Here is a 19,728-nt window from a genome sequence, read left to right on the forward strand (position 1 = left end):
TAGCGCCGGCTCAGCCGCAAGTGGTAAGTTGTTCCATCACCGCGGGCAGGAAAATGCCGCGGTACAAATATTGCAACAACCGGCTGGCCGCCAGGGTGGCGTCCGGCCCCGGGCTCTCCACCAGCAGGCGGTTCATCAGGCCATCGTGCAGCGACTGCAATGCCACCGCCACTTCGTCCGGATCGATGCAGTCATAAGTCTGCCCCCGGCTCTTGGCGGCGCTCACCACCTGGCTTAACAAGCCGCGCGCCTCGTGCATGTGGGCGACGCATTCTTCGTGGATCGGCGCCAGCTCGCCGACGTGCTCGCTGCGCATGAACAGGATCAGCAGAATGCGCCTGACCTGCGGATTGCGCTCGATCAGTCCCAGCAGGCGGTGGCTGTGCTGCCACAGCGCTTGCGCCGGGTCAGTGTTGGCGACAAGCAACAGTTGCTCGCGCATATGGTCGAAACTCGGCGACACCCTATCCAGCATCGCCCGGTACAGATCCAGCTTGTTCTGGAAGTGCCAGTACACCGCGCCGCGGGTCAAACCTGCGGCGGTGGCGATTTCCGCCAGCGTGGTGCGCGACACGCCCTGCTCGCTGAACAACTGCTCGGCGGCATCCAGCAGCTGCTGGCGGGTCTGTTCCGCTTCCTCACGTGTTTTCCGTGCCATCCCTGGTTCTTTACACTAGTACTAATTAATGAATTTTAACGCTTGTCTCTAGTCGATATCGCAAAGCTGTTACATCGCTCGACATTTCTTCATTTTACATACAGACGCGTATGTATGTAAAATGCGGAAGCTCGGGATATGACAACTCAGACCATTCCCCTGATAACAATCAATCAATCTTCCGGATTCTGCTTTCGAGGACTCGAAATCATGCAAGCAAGTGCAGTTTTCCCGCGCGCCGCGCGCGGACTGATGCTGGGCGTCGTGGCCGCCAGCCTGGCGGCCTGCGGCCAGAAACCCGACGCCCACGCCGGCGGCGCGATGCCGCCGGTGCCGGTGGCGGTGATCAAGGTGCAGCCGGCCGACGTGCCGGTGTCGTATGAATTCGTCGGCCAGGCGGCCGGCTCGCGAGAGGTGGAAGTGCGCGCCCGTGTGGGCGGCATCCTGCTGAAGCGCGCCTACGCCGAAGGCAAGCCGGTGAAGGCCGGCGACCTGCTGTTCCAGATCGATCCCGAGCCGTTCAAGGCGGCGCTGGACCAGGCCCGCGCCAATCTGCAGGTGCAGCAGGCCCAGCTGTCGCGCACCAAGCAGGATTACGACCGCATCATGCCGCTGTTCAAGGAGAACGCGGTCAGCCAGAAAGACCGCGATGATTCGGTCGCCGCCTACAACGCCGCCAAGGCCTCGGTCGCCGCCGCGCAGGCGCAGATGGAGCAGGCGCAGATCAACTTGGGCTACACCCGCGTCACCGCGCCGATCTCCGGCATCACCAGCCAGGAGGCGCGCTCCGAGGGCAGCCTGGTGGCCACCAGCGCCGACGCCAGCCTGCTGACCAAGATTTCGCAGCTGGACCCGATCTACGTCAACTTCAGCATGTCCGACAGCGACATGCTGAACCTGCGCAAGATGCAGCACGCCGGCAAGCTGAAGCTGGCCAACGGCGGCGGCTTCGAGGTGCAGCTGAAGCTGCCGGACGGCAGCATGTACGGCAAGACGGGCCACCTGAACTTCACCGACAGCCTGGTGGACGCCACCACCGGCACCATCCGCTCCCGCGCCAGCTTCGCCAACGCGCAAGGCGGCATCCTGCCGGGCCAGTTCGTCCGTGTGCAGCTGAACGGCGCGGTGCGCACCGCCGCCATCACCGTGCCGCAGCGCGCGGTGCTGACCACGCAGCAGGGCAAGATGGTGTGGGTGGTGGGCGCCGACAACAAGGCCGCGCCGCGTCCCATCGTCACTTCGCAGGAAGTGGGCCTGAACGTGCTGGTCGAGCAGGGCCTGAAAGCAGGCGACCAGGTTGTGGTCGACAACATCATCAAGCTGCGTCCGGGCGCCGAGGTCAAGCCTCACCCGTTCCAGGCCGACGCCAGCGCGCCGGCCGCCGCGGCCAAGCAGTAATCCCAGAGGGAACCTGATACATGTTTTCCGCTTTTTTCATCCGGCGACCGATCTTCGCCAGCGTGATCTCCATCGTGATCATGCTGGCGGGTCTGGCCGCCATCAAGGCGCTGCCGATCGAGCAGTACCCTGAAATCGTGCCGCCGGTGGTGAACGTCACCGCCAGCTACCCGGGCGCTTCCGCCGAGGTGATCGCCAATACCGTGGCCGCCCCGCTGGAGCAGGCGATCAACGGCGTGGACGACATGCTGTACGTGCAGTCCAACAGCGCCAGCAACGGCACGCTGTCGCTGACCGTGTCGTTCAAGATCGGCACCAACCCGGACCAGGCCACCATCAACGTCAACAACCGCGTGCAATCGGTGTTGTCCCAGTTGCCGGAAGAGGTGCGGCGCCAGGGCGTCAACGTGCGCAAGAAGTCCAACACCTTCCTGCAGGTGATCTCGCTGTTCTCCCCCGACAACAGCCATGACACGCTGTTCATCAGCAACTACGCGCTGCTCAACGTGGTGGACGAGCTGAAGCGGGTGCCGGGCGTGGGCGACGTGGTCAACTTCGCCGGCCAGGACTACTCGATGCGGATCTGGCTGAAGCCCGACAAGCTGGCCCAGCTCAAGCTGACGCCCAGCGACGTGGCCGCCGCCATCCGCGAGCAGAACTCGCAGTTCGCCGCCGGCAAGCTGGGCGCGGAGCCCACGCCCAAGAAACTGGACTTCACCTACACCGTGACCACCCAGGGCCGCCTGTCCGAGCCGGAAGAGTTCGAAAACATCATCGTGCGCTCCAATCCGGACGGCTCGGCGGTGAAGCTGAAGGACGTGGCCCGCGTGGAGCTGGGCGCGCTGTCCTACGACTTCCACGGCAAGCACAACGGCAAGCCCACCATTCCGATCGGCATCTTCCTGGCCCCGGGCGCCAACCAGCTGGCCACCGCGCAGGCGGTGGAAACCGAAATGCTGCGCCTGTCCAAGAGCTTCCCGACCGGCCTGTCCTACGGCATCCCTTACGACACCACCAAGTTCGTGGAAGTGTCGATCGAAGAGGTGTACAAGACACTGGGCGAGGCCATGGTGCTGGTGTTCCTGGTGGTATTCCTGTTCCTGCAAAACTGGCGCGCCACGCTGATTCCCTGCCTGGCGGTGCCGGTGTCCATCGTCGGCGCCTTCGCCGGCATGTACGCCTTCGGCTTCACCATCAACACGCTGACGCTGTTCGGCCTGGTGCTGGCCATCGGCATCGTGGTGGACGACGCCATCGTGGTGCTGGAAAACGTGGAACGGCTGATGACGCAGGAAGGCCTGTCTCCGCGCGAGGCCAGCCTGAAGGCGATGCAGGAAGTGTCCGGCGCGCTGGTGGCCATCGTATTGGTGCTGTGCTCGGTATTCATCCCGGTCGCGTTCCTGGGCGGCATTGCCGGCCAGATGTACAAGCAGTTCGCCATGACCATCGCGGTGTCGGTGGTGATTTCCGGCATCGTGGCGCTGACGCTGACCCCGGCGCTGTGCGCGCTGATCCTGAAGTCCGAACACCAGCACCAGAACCGTTTCTTCGAATGGTTCAACAACTGGTTCGACCGCCTGACCGAGCGTTACGCCGGCGGCGTGGCCTTCATCAACAAGCGCGCGCTGCTGGCCATCGTGCTGTTCGGCGGCCTGCTGCTGGGTTCCGCCGGCCTGTTCCGCATCATCCCGTCCAGCCTGGCGCCGGACGAGGACCAGGGCTATGTGCTGGCCGCCGCCTTCCTGCCAGACGGCGCGTCGCTGACCCGCACCGCCGCCACCATGGACAAGCTGGACGCCATGATGGCGGGCAACCCGGCAGTGAAGGACCGGATGAGCTTCGCCGGCTTCGACATCCTGTCCGGCGGCAACAAGACCAACGCCGGCGTGTCCTTCATCACGCTGAAACCGTGGAATGAACGCAAAACGCCGGAACTGTCGTCGATGGCGGTGGTGAAGGACGTGTTCGGCAAGGGCGCGATGGGCATCACCGACGGCATCGTGCTGGCCTTCAACCCGCCGCCGATCTCCGGCATGTCCAATACCGGCGGCTTTGAGGCCTATGTGCAAGACCGCGCCGGCCGCACCCCGGCCGAGCTGGGCGACATCACCAAGAAAATGGTGGCCGCCGCCGCCAAGCGCCCGGAGCTGAAGGGGGTGCAAACCACCTTCTCCGCCAGCGTGCCGCAGGTCTTCGTCAAGCTGGACCGCGACAAGGCCAAGGCGCTGGGCGTGCCGGTGAACAGCGTGTTCGACACCATGCAGAGCACCTTCGGCGCGCTGTACGTCAACGACTTCAACAAGTTCGGCCGCACCTTCCGCGTGCAGCTGCAATCCGAAGCGCCGTTCCGCACCAAGGTAGACGATCTGCGCAACGTCTACGTGCGCTCGCAGACTGGCCAGATGATCCCGCTGACCGCGCTGGTGACCATCCAGCAAACCACCGGCCCGGAAACGCTGGAACGCTTCAACGTGTTCCCGGCGGCCAAGCTGGTGGGCGGCCCCGCGCCGGGCTACAGCTCCGGCCAGGCGCTGACCGCGCTGGAGGAAGTGGCCAAGGAAACGCTGCCCGAGGGCTATAGCCTGGCCTGGACCGGCTCCGCCTTCCAGGAGAAATCCACCAGCGGCTCCTCCACCCTGGTGTTCGCCTTCGGCATGATCATGGTGTTCCTGATCCTGGCGGCGCAGTACGAACGCTGGAGCCTGCCGATCTCGGTGCTGATGGCGGTGCCGTTCGCCGTGTTCGGCGCGCTGATGGCCAACTGGATGCGCGGCCTGGCCAACGACGTGTACTTCCAGGTGGCGCTGGTGACGCTGATCGGCCTGTCGGCCAAGAACGCGATTCTGATCGTCGAGTTCGCGGTGCAAAAGCTGGAAGAAGGCATGGACCTGATGGAGGCCGCGCTGCAGGCCGCCCGCCTGCGCTTCCGCCCCATCGTGATGACCTCGCTGGCCTTCGTGCTGGGTTGCGTGCCGCTGGCCATTTCCAGCGGCGCCGGCTCCGCCAGCCGCCATTCAATCGGCACCGGCGTGATCGGCGGCATGCTGGCCGCCACCTTCATCGCCACCTTCTTCATCCCGCTGTTCTTCATCCTGATCATGAAGCTCAGCAAACAGAACAAGCCTCAGCCAAACGCCGAGGCCGGAGGAAACGCAGATGCTTAAGCGCGCCCTGATCCCCGTCGCCGTCGCGCTGGCGCTGTCCGCTTGCGCGGTGGGCCCCGACTACAGCCGGCCCAAGGTCGAGCTGCCGGCGGCCCAGGCCGGCGCCCAGGCGCCGGCGGTGGACGCCGACTGGTGGAAACGATTCGACGACCCGACGCTGAACCAGCTGATCGAAGAAGCCGTCAAGGGCAACCTCGATCTGCAGGCCGCCGCCGCCCGCGTCGAACAGGCCGCCGCCCAGGCCGGCATCGCCCGCGCGGCGCTGCTGCCGGCCCTGAACGCCAACGCCGGCTACCAGCGCGGCCGCAGCTCCCGCGAACTGGCCAACCCGGCCTCGCCGCTGATCAGCGACGCCCGCTCGGCCAACCTCGCCGCGTCGTGGGAGCTGGACCTGTGGGGCAAGCTGCGCCGCGGCAACGAAGCGGCGCGCGCCGGCTACCAGGCCAGCCGCTACGACCGCGACGCCGCCCAGCTGGCGCTGTCGGCCCAGGTGGCGCAAACCTACTTCCAGATGCGGGCGCTGGACGCCCAGCTGGACATCGCCAAGCGCACGCTGCAAAGCCGCGAGGAGTCGCTGAAGCTGCAGACCAAGCGTTTTCACGGCGGCCTGATCTCCGAGCTGGACCAGCGCCAGGCCGAGGTGGAAGCCGCGTCGGCCCGCGCCTCCGTGCCGCAGATCGCCCGCTCGCTGGAACAGACCGAAACCGCGCTCGGCGTGCTGCTGGGCCACAGCCCCAAGCAATTGGCGGAAGGCGGACTGGTCCGCGGCAAGGACATCAACAGCCTGGCCAGCCCGCCCGACGTGCCGGCCGACCTGCCGTCCAGCCTGCTGGAGCGCCGGCCGGACGTGGCCTCCAGCGAACAGCAGCTGATCGCCGCCAACGCCCGCATCGGCGTGGCCAAGGCCGCCTACTTCCCCAGCATCAGCCTGACCGGCGCGCTGGGGTCGCAGAGCCTGTCGCTGGACAGCCTGTTCACCGGCCCCACCCGCACCTGGAGCTTCGCCGGCAACCTGGCGGCCCCCATCTTCAACTTCGGCGCCACCGGCTACAACGTGGACGCCGCGACGGCCGGCCAGAAGCAGGCGCTGGCGCAGTACCAGAAGACGGTGCAGTCGGCGTTCAAGGACGCGCTGGACTCGCTGGCCGCCAACGGCGCCGCCCGCGACATCCTGCAGGCGCAAACCACCCAGGTCACCGCGCTGAACCGGACGCTGAAGCTGGCCGGCCTGCGCTACGACAACGGCTACGCCAGCTATCTGGACGTGCTGGACGCGCAGCGCAACAGCTTCCAGGCCGAGCTGAACCTGATCAACGCCAAGCTGGACAAGCTGAACGCCACCATCGGCGTCTACAAGGCGCTGGGCGGGGGGTGGGAGGCAGACAAGCGGTAGGCGGCGCGCGGCTCTTATCCGCATGCCACCCTGCGGAAAGGCTTACCAACCTTTCGTAATGAAAAGCCCCGCGGCCGCGGGGCTTTTTTATGGCGCGAGCACCAATAGCTGACGTTACTTCCAAGCCACTTCCTGGACTGCCTGAGCGGTAACCGCCGCCTGCACCCGCGACACTCGCTCGGCATAGCGTTGCTGCAAAGCGGTGCGAAATGCCAACCAGTCCCGATTCACACTCTGCACCTGCGCGGCGGTATGAGGCCGAAACGCCCACTCTCCTTTCCCATCGGCGCACCACAACGGCGTGCTCCAACTGGCCGGCTGCCCTTGCGCCGCCGACAATGCAGACAACAAGTTGTTTTGGTCGGTCAATTGGCTGCCGTAAGCGTTGGGCTGCGCCCCTAGCGCCGTTGACGCGAAGCCGGCGATGATGGCCAATTCGCACGCCGCCTGCAGCCGTTGGCACTGGATTCGCTGCGCCAGCCGCAACTGCTCCGCCTCCGAGGGCGGAACCGGCGCAAACAACGTGCCGTCCACAACCGTCCAGCCCGGTTGGCTCAGGCATGTTTGCCATTGTTCATCGGTAATAGAGATAACGTTCTCTCCATCTTTTGGCGGGGAATCGATAGAATCATAAAACGCTGTAATTTCCCCACTCTCATTAAATGCTGCGATTTTCTGTCCCATTCTATACCTCAAATAATTAAGCTGAAATAACAAACCCCTGGTTACCCTATAAAACATCAATAACCAATTGCAATCCAAGTTGCTGGCGCGGTTGCCGCCGCCACGGCTCCACTCGTAATACGATATTGGGCATTGCTGACGACAAACACATTAAAGAATTCCGAGTGATTTGTATCCAGATACGAACTCACCGTCATGGAAAAGACGCCATTTGGAAAGCCGATGGCAAAATTGCCTGTATATGAAGTTGCGCCGGCGATAGCAGGCGTCTTGCCCCACTGCAACAACATGCCATTTGGCAAATACTGATAGCCCGTCAGCGCCAATGCACTAGCAAATTGCCCATATGCGACAGCGTGGGCAGCCGAAGTCGCATTTGCCACGCTGAAAGTATTCGAGCCATTTCCATTTATGGCTGCGGCGTCGGTGATGCCATATCCAACCAACGAGTTGGGCATGCCGCTGGCGATCTTGGACCAATCCAGCGCCGGCACGTCCGCCGCCGCCATCGCCCGCCCCGCCGTCACCCGGCCCATCGCGTCCACCGTCACCATCCCGTAAGTGCCGGCCGCTACGCCGCTGTTGGCCAACGCCACGGTGGGATTACCCGCCTTGCCGTCGCCATTGCTAACGGCGATGCCCTGGCCGGCGGCCAGGCTGCGCACTGTCGCCGCGCCGAGGCCGGTGTTGACGTAAAGGCCGGCCGCGCCTTTCAGGTTGGCCAACGCGGTCAGATCGGGACTCGCGGGCTGGGCGTCGGTGATGCCGTAGCCTGCCAGCGTGGTCGCCTTGTCCGCCTTGCCGCTGTTGCTGCCATCGACGGCAGACTTGAGATCGCTCTTGCTGACGGCATCCGCAATGCCATAGCCAGCCAGCGTAACCGCCTTGTCTGCCTTGCCGGCCAGCTTGCCGTCCACCGTCGACGAAAACTTGGGATCGTTGTTTACCGCAGCGGCCAGTTCTTGCAGCGTGTTCAGATTCGCCGGCGCGCCCGATACCAAACCGCTCACCGCGTTTTGAAGATCGGTTTTGCTGGCGCCATCGGCAATGCCATACCCCGCCAGCGTGGCCGGCTTGCCGGACGCGATCTTGCTCCAGTCCAGCGCCGGCACGTCATCCGGAACGATGGCGCGGGCGGTGGTGACGCGGCCTTTCGCGTCCACCGTCACCATGCCGTAGTCGCCCGGCGCCACCCCGCTGTCGCGCAGGGTCATCGCCGCGCTGGCGTTGCCGCTGCCATCAAAGACGACATTCCAGCTGCCATCGCCGGTCATTTCTATCTTCCGCGGCGTTTTCAGCCTGTCGGCGTATTCAGCGGTCAGCGCGCCGGAAACCAGATCATCGATCTGTTTTTTCAGGAACGCGGTGCGGTTAGCCAGCTGCTTGGCTTGCAGGTTGTCGATGCCGTCCGGCCCGGCCAAGACCGGGTCGGAGGTTTCCAGTTGATACACGCCCGCCTCCCAGGCGGGTTTTTCTTGCAGATTGGCCATCAGGCAGTCCCTCGGTTGAATTGCTTGTTGCGGCGGATGACGCCGTTGTGGCGATTGGCCACGGCTTGGTACTCCAGGCTGGCCAGCTGGCAGCGCGCCGGCGCATACAGCGCCAGCATGCGGCGCAGCTGAGCAGCTTGGTCGTTGGTGATGGGCTGGCTCAGCAGCACCCGGTATTGGTTCCAGCTGTTCGGGTCGCCATGGACGTAGTAGCCGTTGCGGCGGATGAGCCCGTTGCGCTGCTGGCCGGCCAGGCCCTCGATCAGCTCCACTTCGCCCAGGCCCAGGCGGCGGATCGCCTCGCGGATCGCCCACGGCGTGCCCTTGTAGCGATGCAGTTCGTTGGCGCTGTGCAGCAGCGCGCGGCGGGCATCGTCGGACTCCGCCAGCGTCCAGCCTTCCTCGCCGTGGATATGGAATTGCTCGGCCAGCAGCGGCAGCAGGTCCGGCCGCACGGTGTCGATCAGGTTGACCAGGAACACCGACAGATCAAGGTCCGACACCCGCTCGGTGAGCCGGGACAGCGGCCCGAAGCGCTGGTCGCGCGCCAGGATGGAGGGGATGGCGTCAGTCATCGCGCGCGCCTTCTGGCAGGGGATATCCGCCCGTCGCCGCTTGACGGCGCGGGCGAAGGCCGGGTTGCAGATGCATGGAGACCTCCTTGTGCTTGAACGGGGATGAGGGATGGGACGGAGCGCTTGCGCGGTCCGCGAATGGAAAGGGAGGAATGGCGGCGGAACGGCCGCCGGAGAAAAGTCAGCGGGCGTGCATAGCCACGCGCAGCACGGCCAGCGAACGGAAGCGGCAATGCAGTTGAGCGGGTTCTGGCTGGCTAGGCGCTTGAGGATGGGGTGGTTGATCGGATTGGTAATGCGGGGATGACGCGCGCGCATCAGGCGCGGAGAAATGAGAGGGGAGCATGGGTGGGCCCCTGAAAGCCGAAAAGGGGAAAATCGGGGAAGGGTTTGTCGCCGGGACGGCGAAAAAGAGAACGGCAGAAAGAAGCTGAAAGAGAGAGTCCGTGATCATCACCAGGGGATGAGGCAAACGGCGAAATCAGGAGACAAAAAGCTGGAGAGGATGGACAAGCAGATTTTGAGAAGCATTGAGGGGAGCCGCCGGGCACGGGAGAGAAACCCGGCGGCAATCGGCTCGGGGGATAAGCCGACTGGATGCGAAGACAACGCGGGGCAAGCTTAGGCCAAGCCCCTTGGCGCGCCTAAGCCCATGTGCTTACAAATCGATGCCTGCGTTTTGCTTGGCCAAAAGGTAAATCGCATCGGTAGTGGCGACCACAACCGCTTTCGCCGCTTCATGATTCTCCGTCGCCAGCGCGCGGGCCTTGCCCTTCAGCCGCAGATCGCGGATTTCGTACATCGCGTCGTCCCACATCGCCGCCTTGCGCAGAATGCTGTCCGCAGCCTCCTTGGGCGCCAGCTTCGCCGCCTCCGCCCAGCTCTTCACGCTGCGGGGCATCTCACCTTGATAATCCGCTGCCTTGAATGCCGCCGCCTCGCTGGCCGCGCGGGCATACTCCAGCACGCGGAACGAGTCGCTCAAGATTCGCCGACGGGCGAAATCGGCGGCCTCATCAATCAACATGCCCGTGGCGGCCTTTGCTGCGCCAAATGGCAGTTGATCGAACTCGTAACCCGCGTAAGTCATATCTCCGTAAGTCACGGTAATATTATAAAAATTCATATCCACTCCTTATAGATTTTTCAAATTAGTTCTAGCATTCACCAACGTCGCAGGATCTGTCTTTGCTGCGACTTGATGAATATATTTCCCGCCAAAATTTTCTGGAAAACCAACACCATTACACTGCAAAACCAAGAAGCTAGTAGGGCAGCCGATTAAAGACCCAATAAAATCATCGGGAGCAATGACATTACACAAATTCAACTTCAAAGACACAATTGACTGCCCACCATTCATAGCAGAATTCACGAGTGAATTACTATGACTATTTGGAGGTATGGGAGTTACTCCCTTAGCGGATGGCAATACAATATCGACTGAATTGATTTCCACCTGCCCACCTCGAAAGCAGCCAAATCGCCCAAGGACTGACTCCATATTCCCTGGATAATAATCTACTAATAGCCTTACTCTCGGCTGACGATCTGCTATTGATCTTAGCCACAGATATCGCCCATCTACGTTTATACTTTTTTTAAGAACGTAGTCTTCCAACAAAACAACATCGCAAACGCCCCCCACAGGAGTCAAATCCAATGCTTTTTGCATTGATGCTAGCGGATTTTCCTTACCACCTACATTGCTATCCGATCCTGACAAAGCATCAACATAGTAGGTTCTTTTATTCTGAGGAATAGTGGCTACAGCCCTCTCCACCGCCTTATCTATTTCCTGACGCTTCCCAATAAAGGTGCTGATCAAGCCATTCGTCGCCGTCACCAGCTCGGCAATCTTTCCTTCCAAACTCATAGTCATCCCCTGAGGTTAGGTACATCAAAACGGTGCGATATCCTGACGATGCCGGCGAAACTCCATCCAAACTCGGCTCGCCATGTTTATGTATTGGTATTCAACCTGCCTGCAGCGCCAGCTTGCGTTGCAAGATGGCTTGAGCCTGCTCCTGGCTGCGCAGCCAGTCGTCGCGGGTCACTCCGCGCCGGGATTCGTCGATCTGCGCGGCGGCGAAAGCCGCCATCCATTCCTGCCACTCCAGGCGCGCGGCCTGCTGCTGGGCCTCCATCCGGGACAGCTGCTGTTGCAGCAGGTCCAACTGGCGGCTGAATGTCCGTTGCTGCCTATCTTGCAGCTGGAGCAGGTCGTCCCGCGCCACGCCGCGGCCGGATTCGTCGATCTGGGCGGCGGCCAGCGCCGCCAGCTCGCCCGCCAGCGCCAGATTCAGCCCCGCCCCGGTGGATTGCACGGTCACGCAGTCTGCCGGCACGCCGGACAGCGCCAGGTCGTAGGCCAGCAGCAGCTGCATGCCGGCCTGCTTGTAGGCCAGGGCCTGGGTCGGGTGGGACCAGATGGCCAGCGGCTGGCCGCCTTCCAGAATGAAAGCGACTTCGCGGATCCAGAATTCCTTGTCGTCGTCGGCCAGCGCGGTGAGATGCAGCTGGCGCGGGCCTTCGCTCTTGCCGTCGGCGATCGGGTAGCGGGCGCGCTCGCGCTTCAGCTTGGCCTGGCCGGCGCTGGGCGCGTAGCCCTCGTCGCCCAGCGCGACATGGGTGATCCGCAGCTGGACGCCGTCCTGGCTGGCCAGCTGGATGGCCTTTAGGCCGCTATCCAGAATGATGGGGATCAGCGGGGTGCTGCTCATCGGTTTACCTCCATATTGGCGCGCACCACGGCCAGCGGCTGGATGGCCCCGGCCAGGCGCAGCGTTGCGAAAAACGGCTTGGCCGGCGGCGGCTCGCAGGCGGCTTCCACCCGCCGCAGCGCGCGGCCCTGCAAAGCGCCGGCCAGGCGCAGCGGCTGGTCGAACGCGGCGCCCAGCCGGAAGCGATAGGCGCTGCGCGCCGGTTTCACTTGGTCCACCATGCGCCGCAGGCGGCGATACAGCTCGGCGTTCAGCACCGGTTCGCCCGGCATCAGGTTGTCATTGACCCAGGCCATCAGATCGAAGGTGTGGGGCTGGCCGGCCTGCTTTTCCTGCCACCACTCGGTCAATTCCACCTGCACGCCCAGCACCCGGAACACCTCGTTCACCGCCCATGGCGTGCCCTTGTAGCGGTGCAGTTCGATCGCGCGCTTGATCAGCTCGCGCTGTTGCGTCTCGCCGGCGGCCAGCAACCAGCCTTCGTCGCCGGACACGTGGAACTGCTCGGCCAGCAGCGGCAACAGCTTGGGCTGCGCGCAGTCCACCAGGTTGACCAGCAGATCCAGGGTGTCGAAGCAGCCTTGCGTCTGCGGATCGGCTTCGTCCGCACGCGGCACGCCCAGGCGGCGGGTCAGCTCGGCCAGCGGGCCGAAGCGCGCATCCCGCGCCAACAGGCCCGGCATCGCGTCCTTAGCCATTGTCGAGGGTATCCAGGCTGATGCCGTCTACGCCGTTGACGCAGCGCGCCCAGCCGTAGGACGGCACTTTGCGCGCGGCGGAGGGCTGTTTCAGATCCACCTGGTACACGCCCGGCACCGACAGCGCCGCCACCAGCTGCGAGGGCACGATGTCGTTGCCCAGCTGCGCCTGCTGGTTTTGCAGATAGGCCTGCAGCGAGTCCCGCGCGCGCTGCAGCACCTGTTTGGCGTCGGAGCCGGCGTAGAGCTGAAGGCTGGCCGCGACCTGATAGTCGAACGCCACCGGCGGCTTCACCAACACCTTGTCGGTCAGCGGCCGCACCCGGTCCGCGCTGCAGGTGTTGGCCACTTTTTGCAGCAAATCGGCACTGGGCAGGCCGCCGGCAGTCAACGGGTACAGCCACACCTCGCCCGGCTGCGGCACGTCCTCCGGCTTGCCGCCCTCCTCCATCTTGCCGGCGCTGATCACCGCCACATCGACGATGCTCTGGTCCGCGCGCAGCGCATGGTGGCGGTAGGCGGCGGCGCTGCCGGCCACGCTGAACGATTCCGGCGCCAGACGGATGCGCTGGCGCAGCCGCTCGTCGTCCTCGGCGTCGGCGCCGCCAGCGCTGACTTCCATGTTCTTCACCGTCACCGTCACGCGCAGATCGTCCACCAGCTGGCTGATGGCGCCCGGCTCCTGGCCATTGCCGTCCATGCCCGGCTCTACCGCCTGCACCGCCAGCGTCACCGACGTTTCCTGGTCTGGCAGAATCCTCGCCTTGGCCTGCTCCAGCGTCTGGAACTGGATGTCGCCGCGGCCGGCCACCAGGGTTTTCGGCTCGATCACCACGTCTTGCGGCTGGCCCGGCGCGAAGGTGAAGGTCACCTTGCAGCGCGCAGGCTGCGCCGGCAATCGGGCCACGCCCACCAGCTCGCCCAGGTAATCCAGCATCGGCGCGCGGGCGAAGGCCAACAGGTTTTGCCGGCCGGCGTCGTTGAAGGCGGCGCGGGCCACGCTTTCGCGGTAGGCGATCAAGTCGATCAGCAGCCGCTCCACCTGGCCCGGATACAGCGTCTTGCCGGCCATGTTCTGGTAGGCAGTGATCAACTCATTGGTGATTTTCTGCGGATCGTCGTCGATAAACTTGGGAAGATCGGTCATCGTCTGGTTCATTGCGCTTATCCTCTATCTGTCTGGCTCACAGCCTGAGTTCGGTTTCGCGGATCACGCCGTCGGCCAGCTTCCATTGCGCGCACAGGTGAGCGCTGCCGTCGGCCGCGACGCTGAACAGCACCTTCAGCAACTGGACGCGCGGCTCGCCGTGCAGCGGATGGCTGATCGCCGCCACCGCCTCCCTCACCACATGCGGCCGGGCCCGGTCTACGGGGTAGTCCAGATAGCGGAACAGATCGCTGCCAAACTCCGGCCGCAGCGGATCGCTGCCCTTGGGCGTGCCCAGGATGATCCGCAGCGCCTGGTGGATGTCGTCCAGGTTTTCCACGATGTCGGCGACATTGGCGCCGGGCTTGGCGCCGCTAGGCTGCAGCGCCGGTTGCCAGTGCAGGGATGAGATGTCGGTTAGCTGTGTCATGGTGTCTATGGTGCCAAAGCGCCGCGGACGCGGCTTTTAAAGGGATTTAGGGAAAAAGTCGAAGGCGCGGGGATAGAGGGTGACCGCCTCTCGGCACGGCAGCGCCATGCCCCAGCGCAGCGGCGCCTGCCCATCCAGCCGCTCGCGCCGCCACGGCAGGATGGAGGCGGTTTCCGCGACGCCGTGGGCCGCGGCCAGCCGCAGCGGGCCTTGCCGCGCCAGGCCGCGCAGCGCCCGCGGGTAGACACTGGCCACCTCGCCGCCTGCGGAAACCGCGGCGACGGCGGGCAGCCGCTCATGCAGCTCCACCCGCAAATCCAGGCTCTCCAGCCGGGAGCGGGCGTTGCGGTACTGGTCCAGCATCTGCCGCAGCGCTTGATAGGCGGCTTCGCCCAGGCCGCGGCCGGACAAGTCGAGATCCACCTTGAAATGGAAGGGCCGGCCCTGGTACTCGAACCACTCGCTGACGCGGCCGTCCAGGTCCAGCGTGGCCAGCACCTGCCGCAGCGCCCAGCGGGTGCCTTTGTAGCGGTGCAGCGCTATCGCCTGCTTGATCAGATCGCGCCGCTGCGCGTCGCCGGCGGCCAGTTGCCAGCCTTCGTCTCCGGCCACGTGCAGCTGCTCGGCCAGCAGGGGCAGAAAATCGGCCTCCACCTGGTCCACCAGGTAAACCAGGAAAGGCGCCAGATCGATGCGTTGCAAGCGCCGGCTCAGCTCGGCCGGCAACGACAGCCGCGTGTCGCCGGCCAGCACATTGGGAGTGATGTCGGTCATCGGATAACCTTGGGAAGGGCGCGCCGACCGAATGGCCGGGCATGGGGAAAACAGAGAACCGGCGGCGCGCGGCCGCCGGCCGGGGATCAGACGCCCCGGGAGAACAGCTTGAAAGAGGAATGCCAGAAGCCGCCGGCATGGGCCGCGTCGCCTGCCGGCTCGGCCAACGCGTCCGGCGACTCGGCCAGCTGCCGCAGCTTGGCCAGCGCGTCCTCGGCCGCCGCGCGGGCGGCATCGGCGTCGGCCGCGTTGCGCACCGCCTCCTTGCCCGCCAGGCGCAGCGCGCGGATCGCGGCCAGGGCCTGGCCGCCGGCCGCGGCCTTGGCCAGAATGCCGTCGGCGGCATCCTTGCCGGACAGGCCCTTGGCGTCGGCCCAGGCTTTCACCATAGGCGGCGCGTCGCCCTTGCAGCCGCCGTCTTTATAGGACTGGGCCTCGGCGGCGGCCTGCCGGTATTCCAACGCGCGCAGCTCGCTGCCGACATACAGCTGGCTGGCGGCGTCGGCGGCGGCGTCGATCTCCCGCAGCAGGCGCGGCAACAGCTGCGCCGGGCTTTCCGCCGGCGCCGGTGAGTTTCCATGGCCCAGCCAGGCTTGGTAATCGGCCCAAAAACGATGGCCTTGCGGAATATGCGCGCCGTCTGCGATGCGGATGATCACATCCGCGCGATCGCTCAATTGATACATGGTCTTGTTCTCCATTTACAGTTCGGCGTCGGCAGTCCAGCGGGACTGTATGATTGCATCATTCGCATTCGATGGAATAAAAGCTGCGGCACCACAAGTAAAACCATCCATCAGCTTGTCTTGATTGGTGTTGTAAATCAGTCCGATGCCAGCCACATCCGGAGTGGGCGATCCATTGTTAGTAGCAATCCCTTGACCTGGCACGCCAGTAACCGGATGTCTGAATGCAATGGCGGGAAAAGTTCTTTTGCTTTGCTTGAAAGACACCCATCCAACACTGTCATCCCCGCCCATATAGCGGGCCACCGCGTAGCCGGTCTCGTAATAACGCTGGCACAACGCTAACTCCTCTCCAGGCAAGCGCCGCTCAAACGGCGTCGCCACCGGCCCCTCCTCCAACTGCACCTGGGCGATGTCGAACGCGCCGGTTTGCGCGGCGGCGATGGCATTCAACTCAGGAAGCGCATCGCTATACGAAAGGCCGATAAACACGCTCAGACAATCATCGCCTTGGCTACCAATGGCACGCCCCTGCAAGCTGGGCGAGGTGAATGTGAAACTGAAACGCTGCCAAGCACTGCTCAGATTTGCCGCTGTGCTATTCAACGCGCGGTTTTTGACCGCCTCGACATAAGGCGCGCTGAACCACTGCTCGACATAAGCCAAGATGGAGCAAGGCTTGTCGGCTTTGGCCCAGAAGCTCAACGTCAGCTGCTTGCCGGAAAAACGGCGCAGGCTCTCGACGCGCTGGTTGATCTGGCAGTATTCCCGGACCTTGGATGAAGGGGCCTTGGCCAAGGTTAAACGCAGAAAAGAAGTGGCTCCGCCAAGCGCCTCGGTATCCGCTACGCTGGCATCCATCTTTGCCATCGTCACCCCAGGCAAGCCACTACCCAAATCCATCAGCCAGCGATCAGCGGAACCGTATCCGGTTGTCGTCTGGCTCAAGCCGCGCTGCCAAATGTCGAAGCCGCCATTGATCAGCAAATTGCGCCGGTAAGCCTGCACCGGGAAGGTCTGCGCCGGATCGAAGGCCACCAGTTGCGAGCCGCCCAGCACCTCGCCGCGCGCGCCCACCGTCACCCGGTTGTAGCTGCCGGCGGACACGCCGGTGTGGCCGGAAACCCGTTCGAAGGACAACGGCGTCTTGCCCAGCGTTACCGGCGCGCCGGCGTCCAGCAATTGCCAGATCGAGCCGCCGTTGGCCGCGCCCTGCTCCACCGCGACGAACAGCCCCGGCGTCACTTCCAGGCTGATGTCGGCGTCGGCGGCGCGCGCCCAGTTGCCGGCGCCGGCCACATAGATGCCGTTGTCGGCGCCGGCGGCCTGGTTCTTGACCAGCACCCGGTCGCCCAGCTGCAGCGCGACGCCGTCCACCGTCTGCAGGCCGGTCAGCGCGACGGGGCCGGTGGTGGCGGCGCGGACCGACGGCTTGCCGTCCAGCTTGGCCAGCTCCTCGGCGATGCGTTGATCGACGCTGCCGCGGGTGGCCAGCACCACGCTCGGGTCCACCATCAGCGTCACCGCCGCGGCATTGGACACTTCCAGGATCATCCGCACGTAAAGCTGCTTGTTGGCGCCGTCGGCCAGCACCGGCTTGTAGCTCTCCGGGAACTTGCCCACCGCGAACAGCGCGCCGTCGGCGTCGAACACGCCCACTTCGCGGATGGTGAAGCCGCCCACCTGGTCCGGGATCACCAGCTCGGCCACGATCCAGTTGGGATTGGCCGGGTCGGTGGACAGGTGGTTGAGGCCGGCGCGCCAGGCCTCGCTCTTCAGCGCGGTCTGGCTTTCGCTAGGCGTGTAATACGCGCCGCCATCGCCCTCGCCCACCGCCATCTGGCTGAGCTTCAGCGGCGCGCCGCCGCTGGCGGCGGCAGCCAGCTTGGCCTTGCCGACGGCGGTGAGCAGGGTGAAGAAATCGTTGTTCATCATGGTCTCCAGTCAAACTGCGAATAAGATGGCGCCGCGGCTCAGAGCGGCGGGCTAGTCGGGCCGTGCGCGCCCATGTGGTTGTGTCCCACCAGGCTCTTGCCGCTGGCCGTGACGTCGCCGCTGACGCTGACGCTGCCGCTCACCGTGGCCCCGCCGCCGCCGGACACCGCCAGGCCGCCCTGGCCGGCGATCGCCCCCTGCACGGTCAGCGTGCCGCTGATCTCGGTGGCCGGCGCGTCGATGCTGACCTTGCTCCCGGCCTTGACGGTGACGGTCTGGCCGCCATCTATCGTGATGCTGGAAGCCGCCTTGATCTGCACATCGGCCAGGGTATCCACCACTACATGCTTGATGCCGCCGCTGACGGTCAGCTGGTTCTGCCGCCGGTCGTATTCCAGCACCGCGCCGTCGGCGAAGCGGCGCTGCCATTTCTCCTGGCTCGCCACCGGCACCGCGTCCGCCTCGGAGTAGATCGCGCCCAATACCACGCCGTCTTCGCCGCGGGCGTCCATCAACACCGCCACCTGCTCGCCGACATCCGGCAGCCAGTAGTCCTTGTCTTTCAGGCTTTTGCGGCTGAGCACCGGCAGCCAAGCGGTGAGCAGTTGGCCCAGCTCCGGCAGCCGCACCCGCACCCGCTGGGTGGGGGCGTCATGCTCGGCCACGCTGCCGAATTTCAGCGTGGCCAGCGCGTCTGGCAGGGAAACATCGTTCATTTTTTCTCCTTGGCCGCGGCGGGCGCCGCGCGTTTCAGGTCCAGTTCGCAGATGTAGCCCTCTTGCCGCGACAGCCGGTGGCGGGCGCGCTCGATCAGGTAGCGGCCGGACAGCTTGCCGAAGCCCGCCAGCTCGATGTTGCGGCCGGCCGCCAGCTGCGGCGAGCCGTCCAGGGTGACGCTCATCTCGGTGCGCGCCAGCTGGCGGCGCTCCATCTCGGCCTTGGCCTGCACCAGCGCCTGCGCGCGCCCGCCGGATTTGCGGGTGAGCTTGACCACATCGGCGCTGCTGGCCTTACCGCCGGGCGATCGCGCGTCGGCGCCCACCCGCGCCGTCTGCAGCTTGCGCTTGTGCGGGTCGTGGTAGCTGACCTCCACCGCGCTGGGTACTTGCGACAGCTGGTCGCGCGCGCGCCAGGAGATCAGGTCGGACGGCGCGTAGCGGCGCACGCTGGCCGACTCCACCAGCTCGGCGCGCTTCCAGAACACCAGCTTGCGGTTGTTGTCCATCACCTTGCAGACATAGCCGTAATGGCTGGACACCCGCTGCAGGAACTGCAGGTCGGTCTCGTGGTACTGGGTCAGGCGCTCGATGTCCACCGCCTCGATCTTGCCCTCCAGCTTCATGCCATGGCGCTTGGCGATGCGCTGGGCCAGCGCCTGCAGCGTCAGCTTGTCGTAGGCGCGGCCCTCCGGCGTGCGCAGCGGATGCTGGACCCCGGTGGCCAGCGCGCGGATGTGGACCACGGACGGCGGCGCGCTGTAATTGACCTCGTCCACGTCGAAGCTGCCCAACGCCGCCAGCGCCGCGCCGCGGTAGCCCAGCTTGAAGTCCAGCGTGGCCCCCTTGTCCGGGTACCAGCCGTTCAGCCAGCGGCCGTCGCAGTCCTCCAACTCCACCTCCAGCTCGTCCGACTCGCCGGACAGATGGTCGGTGTAGCTGATGTTGAGCGCGTACTGGGCAATGTCGGCGGTGATGGACTTGCCGTTGTAGCTGAGCTCGAACACCGGCGCCGCCACATCCTGGATGCGGCTGTCCATCATGGCCGCCTCCACGGCGGCAGCTCGTCTTGCGCCGCCTCGTCCCGCGCCTCCAGCAACGGTATGGCCAACTGGGTGCCGGCCGGCAGCGTCTCGCAGATCGGCGCCTGCGGGTTGGCCGCGATCAGCATCACCAACTGGCCGACGTCGCCGTAATAGCGCCAGGCGATCTGGTCCCAGCGCTCGCCTTCCTGACAGATGTGTTTGAGAAACATGG

The 19,728-nt window shown here is 64.8% G+C and carries 19 protein-coding genes; 3 read left to right on the forward strand and 16 right to left on the reverse strand.

The annotated features are described in order from the left end of the window. Positions 1–10 precede the first annotated feature (10 nt). Positions 11–658 carry a TetR family transcriptional regulator gene (locus DK842_RS07145; RefSeq protein WP_114060839.1) on the reverse strand — a complete coding sequence of 216 codons (648 nt, stop codon included), beginning with the start codon at positions 656–658 and terminating at the stop codon, positions 11–13. 210 nt (positions 659–868) lie between these two features. On the opposite strand from DK842_RS07145, the gene DK842_RS07150 reads away from it, so the two are divergent. The 3 genes from DK842_RS07150 to DK842_RS07160 are packed head-to-tail and all read left to right on the forward strand — an operon-like array spanning position 869 to position 6,613. Then, positions 869–2,056 carry an efflux RND transporter periplasmic adaptor subunit gene (locus DK842_RS07150; RefSeq protein ID WP_114060840.1) on the forward strand — a complete coding sequence of 396 codons (1,188 nt, stop codon included), beginning with the start codon at positions 869–871 and terminating at the stop codon, positions 2,054–2,056. 20 nt (positions 2,057–2,076) lie between these two features. Next, on the forward strand, positions 2,077–5,220 hold the full coding sequence (locus DK842_RS07155; RefSeq protein WP_114060841.1) for an efflux RND transporter permease subunit: 3,144 nt from the start codon (positions 2,077–2,079) through the stop codon (positions 5,218–5,220). After that, positions 5,213–6,613 carry an efflux transporter outer membrane subunit gene (locus DK842_RS07160; protein WP_114060842.1) on the forward strand — a complete coding sequence of 467 codons (1,401 nt, stop codon included), beginning with the start codon at positions 5,213–5,215 and terminating at the stop codon, positions 6,611–6,613. The genes DK842_RS07155 and DK842_RS07160 overlap by 8 nt, the downstream gene beginning before the upstream one ends. Positions 6,614–6,727: 114 nt before the next feature. On the opposite strand, the gene DK842_RS07165 is transcribed toward DK842_RS07160, so the two are convergent. The 15 genes from DK842_RS07165 to DK842_RS07230 form a co-directional block, all read right to left on the reverse strand. Then, the gene (locus DK842_RS07165) at positions 6,728–7,297 is read right to left on the reverse strand and encodes a DUF4376 domain-containing protein (protein WP_145963987.1); all 570 of its coding nucleotides are present in this window, start codon (positions 7,295–7,297) and stop codon (positions 6,728–6,730) included. A 56-nt stretch (positions 7,298–7,353) separates the two neighbouring features. Next, positions 7,354–8,787 carry a gp53-like domain-containing protein gene (locus DK842_RS07170; RefSeq protein WP_114060844.1) on the reverse strand — a complete coding sequence of 478 codons (1,434 nt, stop codon included), beginning with the start codon at positions 8,785–8,787 and terminating at the stop codon, positions 7,354–7,356. Continuing rightward, a complete protein-coding gene (locus DK842_RS07175) occupies positions 8,787–9,362 on the reverse strand; it encodes a phage tail protein (RefSeq protein WP_114060845.1) in 576 nt (191 codons plus the stop codon). The genes DK842_RS07170 and DK842_RS07175 overlap by 1 nt, the downstream gene beginning before the upstream one ends. A gap of 658 nt (positions 9,363–10,020) precedes the next feature. Then, the gene (locus DK842_RS07180) at positions 10,021–10,488 is read right to left on the reverse strand and encodes a hypothetical protein (protein WP_198414652.1); all 468 of its coding nucleotides are present in this window, start codon (positions 10,486–10,488) and stop codon (positions 10,021–10,023) included. A 9-nt stretch (positions 10,489–10,497) separates the two neighbouring features. Continuing rightward, entirely contained in the window at positions 10,498–11,238 is a 741-nt protein-coding gene (locus DK842_RS22915) for a hypothetical protein (protein ID WP_145963988.1), read from the reverse strand. Between the two features lie 100 nt (positions 11,239–11,338). Beyond that, positions 11,339–12,085 (reverse strand): phage tail-collar fiber domain-containing protein, encoded by a 747-nt coding sequence (locus DK842_RS07185; RefSeq protein ID WP_114060846.1) that lies wholly within the window; start codon positions 12,083–12,085, stop codon positions 11,339–11,341. Further along, positions 12,082–12,783 (reverse strand): phage tail protein I, encoded by a 702-nt coding sequence (locus DK842_RS23655; protein WP_232538621.1) that lies wholly within the window; start codon positions 12,781–12,783, stop codon positions 12,082–12,084. Before DK842_RS23655 ends, DK842_RS07185 begins: the two co-directional genes overlap by 4 nt. After that, entirely contained in the window at positions 12,776–13,942 is a 1,167-nt protein-coding gene (locus DK842_RS07195) for a baseplate assembly protein (protein WP_114060847.1), read from the reverse strand. The genes DK842_RS23655 and DK842_RS07195 overlap by 8 nt, the downstream gene beginning before the upstream one ends. Before the next feature lie 25 nt (positions 13,943–13,967). After that, complete coding sequence (locus DK842_RS07200; RefSeq protein WP_114060848.1) at positions 13,968–14,360, reverse strand: GPW/gp25 family protein; 393 nt, start codon at positions 14,358–14,360, stop codon at positions 13,968–13,970. A 36-nt stretch (positions 14,361–14,396) separates the two neighbouring features. Then, positions 14,397–15,134, reverse strand: coding sequence for a phage tail protein I (locus DK842_RS07205; RefSeq protein ID WP_114060849.1), 738 nt, complete (start codon positions 15,132–15,134; stop codon positions 14,397–14,399). Between the two features lie 86 nt (positions 15,135–15,220). Beyond that, positions 15,221–15,820: a phage tail protein gene (locus tag DK842_RS07210; protein ID WP_145963989.1), complete on the reverse strand. Its 600-nt coding sequence runs from the start codon at positions 15,818–15,820 to the stop codon at positions 15,221–15,223. 15 nt (positions 15,821–15,835) lie between these two features. Next, positions 15,836–17,752: a phage tail protein gene (locus DK842_RS07215; protein ID WP_114060851.1), complete on the reverse strand. Its 1,917-nt coding sequence runs from the start codon at positions 17,750–17,752 to the stop codon at positions 15,836–15,838. Positions 17,753–17,793: 41 nt separating this feature from the next. Beyond that, positions 17,794–18,471 (reverse strand): phage baseplate assembly protein V, encoded by a 678-nt coding sequence (locus DK842_RS07220; RefSeq protein WP_232538622.1) that lies wholly within the window; start codon positions 18,469–18,471, stop codon positions 17,794–17,796. Further along, positions 18,468–19,514, reverse strand: coding sequence for a phage late control D family protein (locus tag DK842_RS07225; protein WP_232538623.1), 1,047 nt, complete (start codon positions 19,512–19,514; stop codon positions 18,468–18,470). Before DK842_RS07225 ends, DK842_RS07220 begins: the two co-directional genes overlap by 4 nt. Beyond that, positions 19,511–19,726, reverse strand: coding sequence for a tail protein X (locus tag DK842_RS07230; protein ID WP_114060853.1), 216 nt, complete (start codon positions 19,724–19,726; stop codon positions 19,511–19,513). Before DK842_RS07230 ends, DK842_RS07225 begins: the two co-directional genes overlap by 4 nt. Positions 19,727–19,728: the final 2 nt, after the last annotated feature.

The sequence above is a fragment of the Chromobacterium phragmitis genome, assembly GCF_003325475.1.
Lineage (GTDB): Bacteria > Pseudomonadota > Gammaproteobacteria > Burkholderiales > Chromobacteriaceae > Chromobacterium > Chromobacterium phragmitis.

What these genes read in the sequence shown, in the direction of transcription:
- DK842_RS07145 (WP_114060839.1), bottom strand. Translation starts at nt 658, where the DNA reads ATGGCACGGAAAACACGTGAGGAAGCGGAACAGACCCGCCAGCAGCTG.
- DK842_RS07150 (WP_114060840.1), top strand. Translation starts at nt 869, where the DNA reads ATGCAAGCAAGTGCAGTTTTCCCGCGCGCCGCGCGCGGACTGATGCTG.
- DK842_RS07155 (WP_114060841.1), top strand. Translation starts at nt 2,077, where the DNA reads ATGTTTTCCGCTTTTTTCATCCGGCGACCGATCTTCGCCAGCGTGATC.
- DK842_RS07160 (WP_114060842.1), top strand. Translation starts at nt 5,213, where the DNA reads ATGCTTAAGCGCGCCCTGATCCCCGTCGCCGTCGCGCTGGCGCTGTCC.
- DK842_RS07165 (WP_145963987.1), bottom strand. Translation starts at nt 7,297, where the DNA reads ATGGGACAGAAAATCGCAGCATTTAATGAGAGTGGGGAAATTACAGCG.
- DK842_RS07170 (WP_114060844.1), bottom strand. Translation starts at nt 8,787, where the DNA reads ATGGCCAATCTGCAAGAAAAACCCGCCTGGGAGGCGGGCGTGTATCAA.
- DK842_RS07175 (WP_114060845.1), bottom strand. Translation starts at nt 9,362, where the DNA reads ATGACTGACGCCATCCCCTCCATCCTGGCGCGCGACCAGCGCTTCGGG.
- DK842_RS07180 (WP_198414652.1), bottom strand. Translation starts at nt 10,488, where the DNA reads ATGAATTTTTATAATATTACCGTGACTTACGGAGATATGACTTACGCG.
- DK842_RS22915 (WP_145963988.1), bottom strand. Translation starts at nt 11,238, where the DNA reads ATGAGTTTGGAAGGAAAGATTGCCGAGCTGGTGACGGCGACGAATGGC.
- DK842_RS07185 (WP_114060846.1), bottom strand. Translation starts at nt 12,085, where the DNA reads ATGAGCAGCACCCCGCTGATCCCCATCATTCTGGATAGCGGCCTAAAG.
- DK842_RS23655 (WP_232538621.1), bottom strand. Translation starts at nt 12,783, where the DNA reads ATGGCTAAGGACGCGATGCCGGGCCTGTTGGCGCGGGATGCGCGCTTC.
- DK842_RS07195 (WP_114060847.1), bottom strand. Translation starts at nt 13,942, where the DNA reads ATGAACCAGACGATGACCGATCTTCCCAAGTTTATCGACGACGATCCG.
- DK842_RS07200 (WP_114060848.1), bottom strand. Translation starts at nt 14,360, where the DNA reads ATGACACAGCTAACCGACATCTCATCCCTGCACTGGCAACCGGCGCTG.
- DK842_RS07205 (WP_114060849.1), bottom strand. Translation starts at nt 15,134, where the DNA reads ATGACCGACATCACTCCCAATGTGCTGGCCGGCGACACGCGGCTGTCG.
- DK842_RS07210 (WP_145963989.1), bottom strand. Translation starts at nt 15,820, where the DNA reads ATGTATCAATTGAGCGATCGCGCGGATGTGATCATCCGCATCGCAGAC.
- DK842_RS07215 (WP_114060851.1), bottom strand. Translation starts at nt 17,752, where the DNA reads ATGAACAACGATTTCTTCACCCTGCTCACCGCCGTCGGCAAGGCCAAG.
- DK842_RS07220 (WP_232538622.1), bottom strand. Translation starts at nt 18,471, where the DNA reads ATGAACGATGTTTCCCTGCCAGACGCGCTGGCCACGCTGAAATTCGGC.
- DK842_RS07225 (WP_232538623.1), bottom strand. Translation starts at nt 19,514, where the DNA reads ATGATGGACAGCCGCATCCAGGATGTGGCGGCGCCGGTGTTCGAGCTC.
- DK842_RS07230 (WP_114060853.1), bottom strand. Translation starts at nt 19,726, where the DNA reads ATGTTTCTCAAACACATCTGTCAGGAAGGCGAGCGCTGGGACCAGATC.